Origin of the sequence: Corallococcus aberystwythensis (assembly GCF_003612165.1) — a bacterium.
In the GTDB taxonomy this organism is placed as follows: domain Bacteria; phylum Myxococcota; class Myxococcia; order Myxococcales; family Myxococcaceae; genus Corallococcus; species Corallococcus aberystwythensis.
In genome coordinates this window covers 1-14563 of record NZ_RAWK01000253.1, presented here as the reverse complement: position 1 = coordinate 14563, position 14563 = coordinate 1, and the positions used below count along the sequence as shown (strand labels likewise).

Sequence of the window (14563 nt, the reverse complement as noted above, 5' to 3'; positions counted from 1 at the left end):
GCGCCCCTCCGGCACACCCCGCCACAGCGCGAAGACGGCCAGCAGCGGCGTCACCCACCCCAGGAAGGTGCCGGTCTCCTCCGCGTTGGTCGCCATCTTCATGCGCATGATGTTCAGGGAGAACTCACGCGCCTTCGCGGGCAGCTCCGTCATCCACGCCGAGCGCGTGTCCGGGACGAAGAACGCATACAGGTCCGAGAAGTAGTCGGAGTCGCCGTGGTGGATCTGCAGCGGCGCCGGAAACGCGTGCATGAGCAGCGGCACGATGGGCGGCACGCACGCGAGCCCCGCGGCCAGCCCCGCCACCGCCGCCCGGCGCACGAGCGGGTCCCTCCACGTGTCCATGGCCAGCAGCGGCCCCCGCTTCCACCGCTCCGCCACCACCCACAGGAGCGAGAAGAGCGCGATGTAGACGAGGTAGTAGTAGTCACACAGCAGCACGTACAACGCGCACAGCGCCAGGCCCACCAGCCACTTGCGCTTGCCCTCGTCCAGCCAGCGGAAGAAGCACAGCAGGTAGAGCGGCAGCCCCTCCAGCGCGGAGAGGTTCAGGTGCGCCGTCGCGTGGGCCAGGTGGTAGCGCGAGAAGTTGAACACGCACGCGCCCGCGAGCGCCGCCGCCGCCGCGATCCAGGGCCCGTGGCCCGCGCGCTCCAGCAGGTAGCGCAGGAGCAGCCACGACGTGTAGCCCGTCAGCACGAACGAACCGAACAGCACCACGTTGTACGCCGTCTCCACGGGCATGAACGGCAGCAGCACCACGCCCCACAGCGTCTTCGCGGGCGCCAGGGTGTGCCAGTACAGCTCGGCCCCCAGGGGCCAGTGGAGGAACGGCGCGAAGAAGGGGTTCTGCGGCTGCACCCAGAAGGCCTGCCGCATCCACCACAGGTGCCACATGTTCATGTAGACGTCTTCGCGTCCGCCCATCACGTGCCCCTGCATCTGGGACAGGAGGGGCCAGGTGTGGAACGCCGACAGCGCGAAGAACGTGAGCAGCACCAGCGGGTGCAGCATCCGCCGCATCAAGGGGGACATAGGCGTGGGGGGGTGCTTCAGCGGGGCCGCTCGGCGGCCATCAGCATGTTGTCGCCCAGGTTGAACGGGATGGACCAGCTGGACGGCACACCCCGCCGCGCCAGCTCCAGCACCGGCGCCGCGGGCGTGAAGCTCGCCCCCACCTTCCGCAGCAGGTAGTCCGCGGAGATGATGTGCGTGTACGTCCGGACGTCCGTGACGTGGAAGCCCACCTCCTCCAGCAGCATCGCCAGGGTGCGGCGGCCGAAATAGAACAGGTGCATGTCCATCAGCCACGGCCACTGGCCGCCCATCAGCCGCGCCAGCAGGCTGCCCGCGTCGATGGTGGACAGGTAGATGTGGCCACCGGGGCGCACCAGCTTGAGCGCCGCCTTCAGCTCCTCGCGCGGATCCGCGAAGTGCTCCACCACGTCCCACAGCGTCACCACGTCGTACTGGAGCCCCCTCGCCGCCAGCTCCCGCAGGGGCATGCCGTGCACCGTGAAGCCCAGGCTCCGCGCGTTGCCGGCCGCCCAGCGTGACAGCTCCAGCCCCTCCGGGCGGAAGCCCGCCTCGCGCGCCACGTCCAGGAAGTAGCCGCAGTAGGCCCCCACATCCAGCAGCGTGCGGTCCTTCGCCGGGCCCAGCTCGCGCAGCACGCGGCGGAAGGTGTGGTAGCGGTTGTCCTTCTCCGCGACGTAGAGCGGGTCCTCCACGTCCTGGTACGCCTGGAGCAGCGTGTCCGGGGACAAGAGGGGCCACTGGAACATCATCCCGCAGTCCTCGCAGCCCCAGATGGGCGGGTGGCTGCGGTGGCCGAAGGACGTGCAGTTGTAGGCCGCCGCCCCCTGGGATTGGGTTCCGCCGCGCGCCCGGTGACGCAGCCGCAGGCGCCCTCCCTTGCACAGGTAGCAGGCATCCGGCACGGGGGCCAGGTGCGTTTCGGAGGCGCGACGGGCGGCGTTGTCCATCATGGCGGCGCACCGTAGCCGCTGGGGCCCACCGCCTCAACACGTCGGATGGGACATGCCCGCCCAGGGGCGTCCCTCGCGCCGGGCCCTCTCCAGGCCCCCTTGCTTTCCGGGCGGCACGCCGCGAAATAGGTCCCCCCCTGGAACCGTTTCCTCAGGTTCACCTCACCGAAGTCCGCCGACATGCGCGCCTTGAACGACCCTGCCTCCGCCCCCGCCCCCACGTTCCAGCCAGGCCTGCCGGGGTTCTCCTTCGAAGACCTGTACCGCCCCAGTGGCCTGCGCCGGCTGGCGGAGCGCTTCGACGCGCAACTCCAGGGTGACGCCCCCGACCTGTTCGGGGCCTTCGACGCGTACCGCAAGTCCGGCGGCACCACCCCTTCGGGCCCGGCGGAGTCCGACCTGCTCATCCAGGTGGCCCGCCACGTGTCGCGCTTCGTCGCCACGCTGTTCGGCATCACGCCGGAGTCCGAGCGGCTGGCCCGCCACCTGCGCGGCGAGCTGCCCCTCTTCGACTTCAAGCGCGAATTCATCACGCGCCGCGTCTTCAAGAAGGGCGCGCAGGACCGCCCGACGCTCGCGGAGTTCCCGTCGCTGGATGGCCGCATGCGCCTGCTCATGCAGCGGGGCTTCCCGGACGCGCTCGAGCACGGCGACCTGGAGCGGGGCCTGGCGGAGTCCATCCTCACGCTGCTGGACATCGAGCGGCTCTACTCCGGCAACCTGCCCCCCGCGCACCAGGAGCGCGCCCCTGCCCTGCGCGAGCGCTGGGCCGCCCTGCGCGCCGCGCTCACCGCCACGCCCGAGGGCGAGGAGGCGTTCGGCTCCAGCCTGGTGACGAAGGGCGACGACGCGGCGGAGCTCCAGGCCGTGCGCGCGCTCCTGTCGCTGGCGGACCGGTGGACGTACGCCCGCGCGCTGCACCCGGAGACGAAGGCGCTCTTCCACACGTGGCCCACGCTCAGGCTGCCCAAGCCGCTGGTGTTCGACCAGCTGGTGCAGCTGCAGCGCCCGGACGCGGGGCTGGAGGAGAAGACCGAAGGCCTGGAGCACCACCTGCGCCACCGCGACGGCTTCAAGCTCACCGACCGCCGGGGCACCCCGCGCGACGTGATGAACGAGGTGGACTACTGCGTCATCTGCCACGAGCGGCAGAAGGACTCGTGCAGCAAGGGCTTCCCCGCGAAGGACCCGGTGGCGGAGGGGCACTCGTTCAAGAAGAACCCCCTGGGCATCCCGCTCACCGGCTGCCCGCTGGACGAGCGCATCTCCGAGGCGCACGCGCTCAAGCGCGAGGGTGACTCCGTGGCCGCGCTGGCCATGGTGACGCTGGACAACCCCATGTGCCCGGGCACCGGCCACCGCATCTGCAACGACTGCATGAAGGCCTGCATCTTCCAGAAGCAGGAGCCGGTGAACATCCCGCTGGCGGAGACGGCCACGCTCACGGACGTGCTGGACCTGCCGTGGGGCTTTGAAATCTACGGCCTGCTCACGCGCTGGAACCCGCTCAACATCCGCCGCCCGTACGCCCTGCCCTACGTGGGCCGCAACGTGATGGTGGTGGGCCTGGGCCCCGCCGGCTACACGCTGTCGCACTACCTGCTCAACGAAGGGTTCGCCGTCACCGGCGTGGACGGCCTCAAGATTGAGCCGTTCCCGGACGAACTGGTGGGCCGCAACGGGCACACGCTCCAGCCCATCCGCGACTGGCGGGAGCTCACGCGAGAGCTGGACGAGCGCGTGCTGGAGGGCTTCGGCGGCGTGTCCGAGTACGGAATCACCGTGCGCTGGGACAAGAACTTCCTCACGCTCATCCACCTGACGCTCGCGCGCCGCGAGGGCCTGCGCATCTACGGCGGCATCCGCTTCGGCGGCACGCTGACGGTGGAGGATGCGTGGGCGCTGGGCTTCGACCACGTGGCCATCGCCGCGGGCGCGGGCCGCCCCACCATCATCGGGATGAAGAACAACCTCATCCGGGGCATCCGCAAGGCGTCCGACTTCCTGATGGCGCTCCAGCTCACGGGCGCCTTCAAGCGTGACTCGCTGGCGAACCTCCAGGTGCAGCTGCCCGCCATCGTCATTGGCGGCGGCCTCACCGGCATCGACACCGCCACGGAGCTGATGGCGTACTACCCGGTGCAGGTGGAGAAGACGCTGGAGCGCCACGAGAAGCTGGTGGCGGACCTGGGCGAGGAAGGCGTCCTCGCGCGCCTGGACGCCGAGGAGCGCGCCACCTACGGGACCTTCCTGGAGCACGGCCGCGCCGTCCGCGCGGAGCGTCAGAAGGCCCAGGCCGAAGGCCGCTCGCCGGACTTCATCCACCTGGTGCGTTCCTGGGGCGGCGTGAGCCTGGTGTACCGCCGCGGCCTCACGGAGTCCCCCGCCTACCGCCTCAACCACGAAGAGGTGTCCAAGGCCCTGGAGGAGGGCATCCGGTTCATTGAACGGATGAGCCCCACGGAGGCGCTGCAGGACGGCTCCGGCGCGGTGCGGGCCATCCGCTTCGAGCGCATGGTGACGGTGGACGGCAAGCTCAAGGGCAGCGGCCAGTTCTTCGAGCTGCCGGCGAAGACGGTCTGCGTGGCGGCGGGCACGTCCCCCAACGTCACCTACGAGAAGGAGTACCCGGGCACCTTCCAGCTGGACGAGGCGAAGGAGTACTTCCAGGGCCACGAGCTGGTGGAGGACGGAACCGGCTTCAAGCTCCAGCCGGTGGAGGCCGCCGAAGACCCCGAGGCGAAGGTGGGCTTCTTCACGTCCTACCAGCAGGGCGGCCGCTTCGTGTCCTTCTACGGCGACAACCACCCGACGTACGCGGGCAACGTGGTGAAGGCCATGGCCAGCGCGAAGGACGGCCACCCGCAGGTGGCGCGCCTGTTCGCGAAGGAAGTGGCCGGCCTGGACTTCAACGACACGGCCGCGCAGGAGGCGCGTGAGGCCCAGCGCGCCGCGCACTTCGCCAGGCTGGACGAGGCGTTCCTCGCCACCGTGGTCGCGGTGAACCGGCTGACGCCGACCATCGTGGAGGTGGTGGTGCGGGCGCCCTTCGCCGCCAGCCACTTCTCCCCCGGCCAGTTCTACCGGCTCCAGAACTTCGAGCGGAACGCGCCGCTCGTGGACGGCGTGCGCCTCACCATGGAGGGCCTGGCCCTCACGGGCGCGTGGGTGGACAAGGAGAAGGGCCTGATGGGCACCATCGTGCTGGAGATGGGCTCCTCGTCCCGCCTGTGCGCGGCGCTCAAGCCCGGTGAGTCCGTGGTGCTGATGGGCCCCACGGGCGCGCCCACGGAGATTGGCCACAACGAGACGGTGGTGCTGGTGGGCGGAGGCCTGGGCAACGCGGTGCTCTTCTCCATCGCGCGCTCGCTCAAGGCGGCGGGCTGCCGCGTGGTGTACTTCGCGGGCTACCGGCTGAAGTCGGACTCGTTCAAGCAGGACGAGATTGAAGCCGGCACCGACCAGGTCATCTGGTCCGTGGACTCCGGCGACCTGCTGGACGTGCGCCGTCCGCAGGACACGGCCTTCCGGGGCAACGTGGTGCAGGCCATGGTGGCGTACGCGGAAGGAAAGCTGGGCGTGCGGCCCGTCATCTCCCTGAGCGAGGTGGACCGCATCATCGCCATCGGCTCCGACCGGATGATGCGCGCGGTGGCCGAGGCGCGGCACGGTGTGCTCCAGCCGTTCCTCAAGCCGGGCCACGAGGCCATCGGGTCCATCAACTCCCCCATGCAGTGCATGATGAAGGAGATCTGCGCCCAGTGCCTCCAGCGGCACGTGGACCCGCTCACCGGCAAGGAGACGTGGGTCTTCTCCTGCTACAACCAGGACCAGCGGCTGGACCACGTGGACTTCGTCAACCTCAACCAGCGCCTGCGCGGCAACACGGTGCTGGAGAAGCTGGGCGACACCTTCCTCGCGCAGCTGTTGAAGAAGGCCCCGCAGCTCAAGCGGGTGTAGCTACCGCCGCACGCCCGCGAAGGCCTTGAGCATGTCCTGGTAGTTCTTCGTCAGGTCGGCTTCGCGGGCCAGCACCACGTCCACGTTGGCGTCGCCGAACTCCTGGCGCGCCTCCGGGAGCTTCTGGAAGGCCTCCACCTGGCGGCGCATGGACTCCACCTGCGGCGCCAGCTCCTTCTGCTGCTCCTCCGGCATGCGGGCCTGGAGCGCCTCCAGCTTCTTGAGCTCCTCCTCGTACTGAAGCGTCCGGCCCATCTGCCGCTGACTGATGACGGCGGTGACGACCTCCGCGATGCGGTTGACCTCGTCCGTGGACAGCCCCGCCGCCTGGCGAGCGTCGGCCTCCGCCTGCGCCTTGCGCTCGATGAGCTTCAGGCCGCTCCGGGCCTTCTCCAGCGCCTGGGGCGTCCCCGCGTCCATCAGCGGCCCCATGTCCTGCAGGCTCCGCATCAGCGACCCGTACACCTCCAGCATCTTGCGCTGGTAGCCCACGTACGCATCCAGCTTGGCCTTCGTCACGGTGTAGGGGCCGGACGGCACCTCTTGACCGGCCTCCACGGCATCCAGGCGGGCGACCGTCTCCCTGGCGTCCCCGCCCCCTTCCGAGCCTTCCGCCGCATCCTTGCGACACGCGGACAGGGCCAGGACGACGGCCAGACACCCCCACAACTTGCGCATGCCACCTCCCACGAACGCCAAAGGGTGACCAGTGTATGCTCCGGCTGGCTCCGCGAACGGCGGTTCCCGAACGCCCCCAGCGGGCAGGCTGTTCCGGGCACTGAACATTCGCCTCATTACCTTTGACCAACCCGGCCACGGTCATGTACGAACCGCGGTCCTGTAGCTTCCGGTGGAGGGACTTTGAGGATTTTCCTGGTAAGGCACGGCGATGCGGACGCAGAGATCCCCGAGGGTCTCGGCGACGAGGCGCGCGCGCTGACCGCGAAGGCCCGTACGAATGTCGCCGCTCACTTCGCGTCGCTGTCTGAGCGCATGGGGCCCATCAGCCTCATCCTCACCAGCCCGCTGGTGCGAACGGTGCAGACGGCTCAAATCCTCTCCAACTCCGTGAAGCATGAAGGCCTCCTGCGCGTGCACCGCTGCCTGCTGCCGGACATGCCGGTGGGCGCGGTGGAGCCCGTGCTCAAGGAGTACTCCGACGAGAACCTCGTCCTGGTGGGCCACCAGCCCTCCATGGGCGCGCTGGCGGCGCACCTCTTGGGGATGCAGTCCTTCCCCAAGCCCGTGAACCCCGGCACGGTCATCGCCATGGAGTGGCCGGACACGCCCACCAGCACGGAAGACCAGGTGCCCGGCGAGAAGGGGGAGAACCCCCCGGCGCAGCACCTGAAGTTCCTCTTCTACTCCGCCCCCGGCCAGCAGGTCCTCGACGTCATCCAGTGACGTCGTCCGGGAGCGAGCGGCCATGATGGACGAAGCCCGCTACAACTCCCTCGTGGCCGCCGCGTTCAAGCGCATCCTGGCGGCCGCGGACACCTTCGACCCGGACGTGCTGGAAGCCGAAGCCACCGGGGACAAGGTGACGCTCACGGCCGCCTCCGGCGAGAAGTGCATCATCAACACCCAGCGCGCCGTCTGGCAGATCTGGGTGGCCGGCCAGGGCCAGGGCATCCACTTCAGCCACGACGACGCCTCGCGCGCCTGGATGGACGACAAGGGCAAGGGGCTGGAGCTCTTCGCCTTCGTCGCGGGCGTGGTGAAGCACCTCACCGGCGAAGCGCTCACCTACCCGTCCTGAAGGCCCGTCCGGAGCGTGGGCGGAGGCCCGTGGCGCCTGGCCACGAGCCCCCCGCGAACCGGGACGGCAGGTGCTTCAGACCTTCATGACTTCCTGCTCCTTGGCCGCGAGCATGGTGTCCACCTGCTTGATGCCGGCGTCCGTCTTGTCCTGGACGTCCTTGGTGAGGCGCTTGAGGTCGTCCTCGGTGATCTTCTTGTCCTTCTGCTGCGTCTTGAGCGCCTCGTTCGCGTCGCGGCGGATGTTGCGGATGGCGACCTTGTGCTCCTCGCCCTTCGCCTTCACCTGCTTGACGATGTCCTTGCGGCGCTCCTCGGTGAGGGGCGGGAAGGGCAGGCGGATCATCTCGCCGTCGTTCATCGGGTTGATGCCCAGGTTCGCCTCACGCAGGGCCTTCTCGATGTCCTTCAGCACGCCCTTGTCCCAGGGCTTGATGGTGATGAGGCGGGGCTCCGGCGCGTTGATGCTGGCCACGCCGGCCAGCGGCGTGGGCGTGCCGTACTGGTCCACCTTGATGCCGTCCAGGATGGCGGTGCTCGCACGGCCGGTGCGCACCTTGGCCAGTTCCCGCTTGAGGTCGTCCAGTGACTTGTCGATACGGCTCTTCAGTTCCGCGGCGGCGTCAGCCATTTGAGTCTCCTCCAGAAGTGGGGTGAGTCGCAGTCCTGCTCAAAGGGGTTTCAGGCCCAGACCGTCTCGGACGCGCCGACGACGGTGCCGAACTCACCGTGGCCCTGGACGGCGCGCTGGATGTTCCCGCGCGTGCCCAGGTCGAACACGATGATGGGCAGCTTGTTGTCCATGCACAGCGAGATGGCCGTGGAGTCCATCACGTTGAGGTTCTGCTTGAGGACGTCCATGTACGTGAGCGTCCGGTAGCGCCTGGCCGTGGGGTCCTTCTTCGGGTCCGCGTTGTAGACGCCGTCCACCTTGGTGGCCTTGAGGATGACCTGCGCGTTGATTTCCATCGCGCGCAGCGACGCGGCCGTGTCGGTGGTGAAGTAGGGGTTGCCCGTGCCCGCGGCGAAGATGACGACGCGGCCCTTCTCCAGGTGGCGCACCGCGCGCCGGCGGATGTAGGGCTCCGCGATCTGCTCCATCTTGATGGCGGACTGCACGCGCGTCTTCAGCCCCTGCTTCTCCAGCGAGTCCTGCAGCGCCATGGAGTTGATGCAGGTGGCGAGCATGCCCATGTAGTCCGCGCTCGCGCGGTCCATGCCCTCCGTGGCGCCAGCGACGCCGCGGAAGATGTTGCCGCCGCCAATCACGAGGGCGATTTCAAGCCCCGACCGGGACAGCTCTGCGACCTCCTCCGCGATGCGCGTGAGGGTGGGCGGGTGGATGCCGTACTTCCCCTCGCCCATCAGGGCTTCGCCCGACAGTTTGAGGAGGATACGCTTGTAGGGAGAGGTGGATTCAGACATACGCGTCCGCTTCTATCCCCCGCCCCTCGCCCAGGCAATGACGGAAGTCGTGACACGCACCGCACCGTCCAGTGCCGGGCGGACGGACGCAGGGAGGCAACGCGGGTCCTGGAATACCAAGGGCCGCGCCCCCGGCGCCCTTCCCTCGTGAGGAAGAGCCCCAGGCACGCGGCCCTGGAGGACAGCGGGACGGCGGGAGGCGGTTTAGGCCTGGCCCAGCGTCTTGGCCACTTCGGCGGCCAGGTCGTCCTTCTTCTTCTCGATGCCCTCACCCACCTCGAAGCGGACGAAGCGGCGCACGGAGACCTTCTCGCCAATCTTGGCGGCGCGCTCGTTGATCATCTCGCCGACCTTCTTCTTGTCGTCCTTCACCCAGAGCTGGTCCACCAGGCAGACGCCCTCGTAGTACTTCTCCATCTTGCCCACGAGGATCTTCTCCAGCATCGCCTCGGGCTTGCCCTGCTGCTTGAGCAGCTCGCGCTGGATCTCCTTCTCCTTGTCCATCGCGTCGGTGGGGACCTCCTCGCGGCGGACGAACTTGGGGCCGGCCGCGGCGATCTGCATGGCCACTTCCTTCGCCAGGTCCTGGAAGTCCGGGTTGCGAGCGACGAAGTCCGTCTCGCAGTTGACCTCCACGAGGACGCCGATGCGGCCGCCGTGGATGTAGGAGGTCACGATGCCTTCGGCGGCGACGCGGCCGGCCTTGCCCTCGGCCTTGGAGATGCCCTTCTTGCGCAGCCACTCCGCGGCCTTCTCGAAGTCGCCACCGGACTCGGCCAGCGCCTTCTTGCAGTCCATCATGCCCGCGTTGGTGCGCTCGCGGAGGTCCTTCACCATCTGGGCGGTGATCTCAGCCATGTCGTGTCTCTTTCTTCGTCTGCTCCGAGCCCGGCGACGTGCGCTGGGGGCGGAGGCCTGAGTTCAAGGGGAGGAAAACGCTGGAACGAAAAACGGAGACGGCCGGACAGCGGGCCTTGAGAGGTGCCGCCCGGCCGACTCCGGAAGCTGCGTGGGAAAGCGATGGGGACGGGGCGGTTACTCCGCCGCCGGCGTACCCTCGCCACCCTCGGGCGCCTGCTCGGTGGCGGCGGGGGCGGCGGCAGCGCCACCCTTCATCTCCACGAGGGGGCCACGGCGCTCGCCGCCGCGGTCACCACCACCCCGGCGGTCATCGCGGTCGCGGCGGTCGTTGCGGCGCGGGCCACGGCGGTCGTCACGGTCGCGGCGGTCGTCACGGCCCTCACGCTCCTCCTGCTCGTCGCGCTCGGCGGCGCCGGACGCACGGTAGCGCGCCGCACCCTCGAGGCACGCGTCCGAGATCTTCGACGTGAAGAGCTTGATGGAGCGGATGGCGTCGTCGTTGCCCGGGATGACGAAGTCGATGCCGTCCGGATCGCAGTTCGTGTCCACCAGACCAATCACCGGGATGCCCAGGCGGGTGGCCTCGTGGATGGCGATGTGCTCCTTCTTCGGGTCGATGACGAAGACGCAGCGGGGCAGCTTCGCCATGTCCTTCACGCCGCCCAGGTTCTTCTCCAGCTTCTCGCGCTCGCGGTCGAGCTGGGCGACTTCCTTCTTGGGCAGGCGCTCGAAGGTGCCGTCCTCGGCCATCTTCTCCAGCGTCTTGAGGCGGTCGATGCCCTGCTTGATGGTCTTGAAGTTCGTCAGCGTGCCACCCAGCCAGCGGCTGGTGACGTGGAACTGACCGGCGCGGGCGGCCTCCTCGCGGATGACGTCCTGCGCCTGCTTCTTGGTGCCGACGAACAGCACCGAGCCGCCGCGGGCCGTGATGTCCGCCACGAAGCGGAAGGCCGCGCGGGCCATCGCCACGGTCTTCTGCAGGTCGATGATGTAGATGCCGTTACGGGCACCGAAGATGTAGGGCTTCATCTTCGGGTTCCAGCGCTTGGTCTGGTGGCCGAAGTGGACGCCGGCCTCGAGGAGCTGGCGCATCGTGATGCCGCTCGCGGCGGCCATCGCCTGGGCCTGCGTCTGCGTATCCTGCTGGGTATCCATGGTGCGTGTACCTTCCGGTTGTTCCGCCACGCGCGTTGAGACAGCTGCCAGTCCTGGCCCTTCCACCGTGGAGGGGCACCGGAGACCGGTGACACGCGTGTGAGTAGTGGGTGCTGCTGACTGCCCCGGGCGTACGGCCCGGTCCCCCTGACATAACGGGGCGCGGCGTCCTTAGCAGAACGCTCGAGAGGGGCGCAAGCTTCGGTACACCCTCCGTCTGGCTCCTACCCGTCCGGGCCCGCTCCCCTGCCCTCCAGGAAGACGACCGGCGCGGCCCCCGCTCCCTTTTCCAGGGAGGGCGACCGCGCCGGAAGGCACTGTCCTTCAGTGGGCGTCAGAGACTACGGGTTCGCCTCGTTGGCGCCGTGGCACTTCTTGTACTTGCGGCCGCTGCCGCAGGGGCAGGGGTCGTTGCGGCCCACGGGGCGGGGGCCGGCGCCGGCCTCGCGCTGCTGGGCGACCGGGGTGGCGGTGGCCTCCTCGATCTTCCCCTCGGCGTCCGCGCGGCCCGCCACGGCCTTCTGCTGCTGCTGGGCGAGCTGGCGCTGGATGCGGGCGGTCTCCTCCGCCGCGTTGGAGGCGGAGCGGGCCTGGACGCGCATCATCTGGCTGACGAACTGCGTCTTGATGGCGTCCAGCATCTGCATGAAGCCCGTGTAGCCTTCCTTCTTGTACTCCTGCTTCGGGTCCTTCTGGCCGTAGCCGCGCAGGCCGATGCCCTGGCGCAGGTGGTCCATGGCCAGCAGGTGGTCCTTCCACAGCTGGTCGATGGTGGCCAGGTACCGGTACTGCAGGAAGCGCATGAAGTCTTCGCCGAACTCCTGCTCGCGGGCGGTGAAGACCTTCTCCGCCGCGGCGTAGATCTGCTCCTGGAGCTCGTCGCGGTTGCCGACGCCCTCGAAGGCCATCTCCAGGTTCAGCGACTCCTTCACGGAGTTGGACAGCGAGGCGATGTCCCACGTGTCGGAGCTGCGCGTGGGGGCGTAGGTGTCCGTCATGGACACGACGACGTCCTCCACCGCGTCCAGCACCATCTCCCGGAAGTCCGCCCAGGAGATGACGCGCTCGGAGCGCGTCTTCACGCGCGTCTTGAGGTCCTCCTCGTACTCCACGAGGGGGATGCCCGCGCCCGACGCGAGCACCTGGCGGCGCAGCTTGTAGATGGTGCGCCGCTGCTGGTTCATCACGTCGTCGTACTCGAGCAGGTTCTTGCGGATGTCGAAGTTGTGGCCTTCGACCCGCTTCTGCGCGCTCTCGATGGCGCGAGAGAGCCAGATGTGCTCGATGACCTCGCCCTCCTCCATGCCCAGGCGCTCCATCAGCATCTGGATGCGCTCGGACCCGAAGATGCGCATCAGGTCGTCTTCCAGGGACAGGAAGAAGCGGCTGGCGCCCGGGTCACCCTGGCGGCCGGCGCGGCCACGCAGCTGGTTGTCCACGCGGCGGGACTCGTGGCGCTCCGTGCCGATGATGAAGAGGCCGCCGGCGGCCATGACCTCTTCACGCTCGCGCTTGGTGAGCGCCTCGTTGTTCGCCTTCGTCTCCGCGAAGCGCTTCTCGTAGTCCGCGAGCGCCGCCTGGTAGCCGGTGAGGTCCAGGGGCTGACCGTCCACGGCCTCGGGCGGTTCCGGCGGCGGGCCCATTTCACTCTTGGTCATGACCTCCGCGTTGCCGCCCAGGAGGATGTCCGTGCCGCGGCCGGCCATGTTGGTGGAGATGGTGACCGCGCCCTTGCGGCCCGCCTGCGCGACGATGTCCGCCTCGCGCTGGTGCGCCTTGGCGTTGAGGACGTTGTGGGGCACGCCGCGCTTCTTGAGGAAGTTGGCCACCACCTCGCTCTTGGCGATGGACACCGTGCCCACGAGCACCGGCTGGCCGGCCTTGTGCAGCTCTTCAATCTGCGCGGCGACGGCCTCGAACTTCTCGCGCTCCGTCTTGTAGACCACGTCCTGCTCGTCGCGGCGCTGCGCCTGACGGTTGGTCGGGATGACGCGCACGTCCAGGTTGTAGATCTTCGCGAACTCTTCGGCTTCCGTGTCCGCGGTGCCCGTCATGCCGGACAGCTTGGAGTACATGCGGAAGTAGTTCTGGAACGAGACCGTGGCGAGCGTCTGGTTCTCGTTTTCGATCTTCACGCCCTCCTTGGCCTCGATGGCCTGGTGGAGGCCGTCGGACCAGCGGCGGCCCGGCATGAGGCGGCCGGTGAACTCGTCGACGATCTGCACCTCGCCGTCCTTCACCACGTAGTCCTTGTCGCGCTTGTAGAGCGTGTGCGCGCGCAGGGCCTGCTCGACGTGGTGGAGGGTCTCGATTTCGCCGGGGTCGTAGAGGTTGCCGACGTTGAGGCGCTTCTGGAGCTTGTCGATGCCGTCGTCGGTGAGGGCCACCGCGCGGTGCTTCTCATCCAGGGTGTAGTCCTGGTCCGGCACGAGGCCCGGGATGACCTGGTCCACCCGGTAGTACTTGTCGGTGCTGTCCTCGGTGGGGCCGGAGATGATGAGCGGCGTGCGGGCCTCGTCGATGAGGATGGAGTCCACCTCGTCGACGATGGCGTAGTTGAGCTCGCGCTGGACGTAGTCCTGCAGACGGAACTTCATGTTGTCGCGCAGGTAGTCGAAGCCGAACTCGTTGTTCTGGCCGTACGTGATGTCCGAGCGGTACGCCTCCTGGCGCTGCTTGTCGGACAGCTCGTGGAGCACGCAGCCGGTCGTCATGCCGAGGAACTTGTAGACCCGGCCCATCCACTCCGCGTCGCGGCGGGCGAGGTAGTCGTTCACGGTGACGACGTGAACGCCACGGCCGGACAGGGCGTTGAGGTAGGAGGGCAGCGTCGCGGTGAGCGTCTTGCCTTCACCGGTGCGCATCTCCGCGATGCAGCCCTCGTGCAGGAAGATGCCGCCGATGAGCTGCACGTCGTAGTGGCGCTGGCCGATGACCCGGCTCGCCGCCTCACGGGTGATGGCGAAAGCCTCGAACAACAGGTCGTCGAGCGGCTTGCCGTTCGCGATCTCCTGCTTCATCCGGGCGGTTTCGCGCGCGAAGTCCTCGTCCTTGAGGGCCTTCATGCGGCCCTCCAGTTCGTTGATGCGGGCGACCTTCAGACGGGCTTTCTTGAGCTCGCGCTCATTCTTGGTCCCGATGAGCTTCTTTAGCGTCCATTCAATCATGTTGGCTCTCTCGCCGGAGGATCCTCGAAGGAGCGCGGCGAGTGAAGGGAATTCCCAGGAGATGTAAGGGAGAACCAGACCAAAACCACGCACGCCCCCCGAAACTTCCTCTCGGCTGGCCGCCCGGCGCGCGGTGGCCCAGAGTAAAGCGGAACCGAGTCCACGCAATGTCCCCTAAGCAGATTCACCGTCCCCGCGCCGCGAAGAATGCTTCCGGCCGCTCCTCCCCGGGCCCCCGCCGGCCAGGCT

10 protein-coding genes and 1 pseudogene are annotated in these 14563 nt (G+C 68.5%); 3 read left to right on the top strand and 8 right to left on the bottom strand.

All coding sequences use genetic code 11. The features are described 5' to 3' along the window. Both D7W81_RS32220 and D7W81_RS32215 read right to left on the bottom strand, forming a co-directional pair. A pseudogene (locus tag D7W81_RS32220) lies at positions 1-1035 on the bottom strand (hypothetical protein); the annotation flags it as partial. A 17-nt stretch (positions 1036-1052) separates the two neighbouring features. Next, positions 1053-1988 (bottom strand): class I SAM-dependent methyltransferase, encoded by a 936-nt coding sequence (locus D7W81_RS32215; RefSeq protein WP_244227561.1) that lies wholly within the window; start codon positions 1986-1988, stop codon positions 1053-1055. A 180-nt stretch (positions 1989-2168) separates the two neighbouring features. Between D7W81_RS32215 and D7W81_RS32210 the strand changes: the two genes are divergently transcribed. Then, positions 2169-5948: an FAD-dependent oxidoreductase gene (locus tag D7W81_RS32210; RefSeq protein WP_120559236.1), complete on the top strand. Its 3780-nt coding sequence runs from the start codon at positions 2169-2171 to the stop codon at positions 5946-5948. Here the strand turns inward: D7W81_RS32210 and D7W81_RS32205 are convergent, their stop codons facing one another. After that, positions 5949-6626, bottom strand: coding sequence for a hypothetical protein (locus D7W81_RS32205; protein ID WP_120559235.1), 678 nt, complete (start codon positions 6624-6626; stop codon positions 5949-5951). 183 nt (positions 6627-6809) lie between these two features. On the opposite strand from D7W81_RS32205, the gene D7W81_RS32200 reads away from it, so the two are divergent. Next, on the top strand, positions 6810-7352 hold the full coding sequence (locus tag D7W81_RS32200) for a SixA phosphatase family protein (RefSeq protein ID WP_120559234.1): 543 nt from the start codon (positions 6810-6812) through the stop codon (positions 7350-7352). Between the two features lie 22 nt (positions 7353-7374). Beyond that, positions 7375-7707 carry an iron donor protein CyaY gene (gene cyaY, locus D7W81_RS32195; protein WP_120559233.1) on the top strand — a complete coding sequence of 111 codons (333 nt, stop codon included), beginning with the start codon at positions 7375-7377 and terminating at the stop codon, positions 7705-7707. Between the two features lie 75 nt (positions 7708-7782). On the opposite strand, the gene frr is transcribed toward cyaY, so the two are convergent. From frr to secA, 5 genes are all read right to left on the bottom strand, one after another. Further along, complete coding sequence (gene frr, locus D7W81_RS32190) at positions 7783-8337, bottom strand: ribosome recycling factor (protein WP_120559232.1); 555 nt, start codon at positions 8335-8337, stop codon at positions 7783-7785. 50 nt (positions 8338-8387) lie between these two features. Continuing rightward, a complete protein-coding gene (gene pyrH / locus D7W81_RS32185; protein WP_120559231.1) occupies positions 8388-9131 on the bottom strand; it encodes a UMP kinase in 744 nt (247 codons plus the stop codon). Positions 9132-9335: 204 nt separating this feature from the next. After that, on the bottom strand, positions 9336-9989 hold the full coding sequence (gene tsf / locus D7W81_RS32180; RefSeq protein WP_120559230.1) for a translation elongation factor Ts: 654 nt from the start codon (positions 9987-9989) through the stop codon (positions 9336-9338). 177 nt (positions 9990-10166) lie between these two features. After that, positions 10167-11147: a 30S ribosomal protein S2 gene (gene rpsB / locus D7W81_RS32175; RefSeq protein ID WP_120559229.1), complete on the bottom strand. Its 981-nt coding sequence runs from the start codon at positions 11145-11147 to the stop codon at positions 10167-10169. Between the two features lie 341 nt (positions 11148-11488). Then, positions 11489-14314: a preprotein translocase subunit SecA gene (secA, locus tag D7W81_RS32170; RefSeq protein ID WP_120559228.1), complete on the bottom strand. Its 2826-nt coding sequence runs from the start codon at positions 14312-14314 to the stop codon at positions 11489-11491. Between the last annotated feature and the right edge of the window lie 249 nt (positions 14315-14563).

Excerpts from the sequence above, each read along its gene's own strand:
- D7W81_RS32210 (WP_120559236.1), top strand. The coding sequence starts at position 2,169 with ATGCGCGCCTTGAACGACCCTGCCTCCGCCCCCGCCCCCACGTTCCAG.
- cyaY (WP_120559233.1), top strand. The coding sequence starts at position 7,375 with ATGATGGACGAAGCCCGCTACAACTCCCTCGTGGCCGCCGCGTTCAAG.
- secA (WP_120559228.1), bottom strand. The coding sequence starts at position 14,314 with ATGATTGAATGGACGCTAAAGAAGCTCATCGGGACCAAGAATGAGCGC.
- D7W81_RS32205 (WP_120559235.1), bottom strand. The coding sequence starts at position 6,626 with ATGCGCAAGTTGTGGGGGTGTCTGGCCGTCGTCCTGGCCCTGTCCGCG.
- pyrH (WP_120559231.1), bottom strand. The coding sequence starts at position 9,131 with ATGTCTGAATCCACCTCTCCCTACAAGCGTATCCTCCTCAAACTGTCG.
- tsf (WP_120559230.1), bottom strand. The coding sequence starts at position 9,989 with ATGGCTGAGATCACCGCCCAGATGGTGAAGGACCTCCGCGAGCGCACC.
- D7W81_RS32215 (WP_244227561.1), bottom strand. The coding sequence starts at position 1,988 with ATGATGGACAACGCCGCCCGTCGCGCCTCCGAAACGCACCTGGCCCCC.
- rpsB (WP_120559229.1), bottom strand. The coding sequence starts at position 11,147 with ATGGATACCCAGCAGGATACGCAGACGCAGGCCCAGGCGATGGCCGCC.
- frr (WP_120559232.1), bottom strand. The coding sequence starts at position 8,337 with ATGGCTGACGCCGCCGCGGAACTGAAGAGCCGTATCGACAAGTCACTG.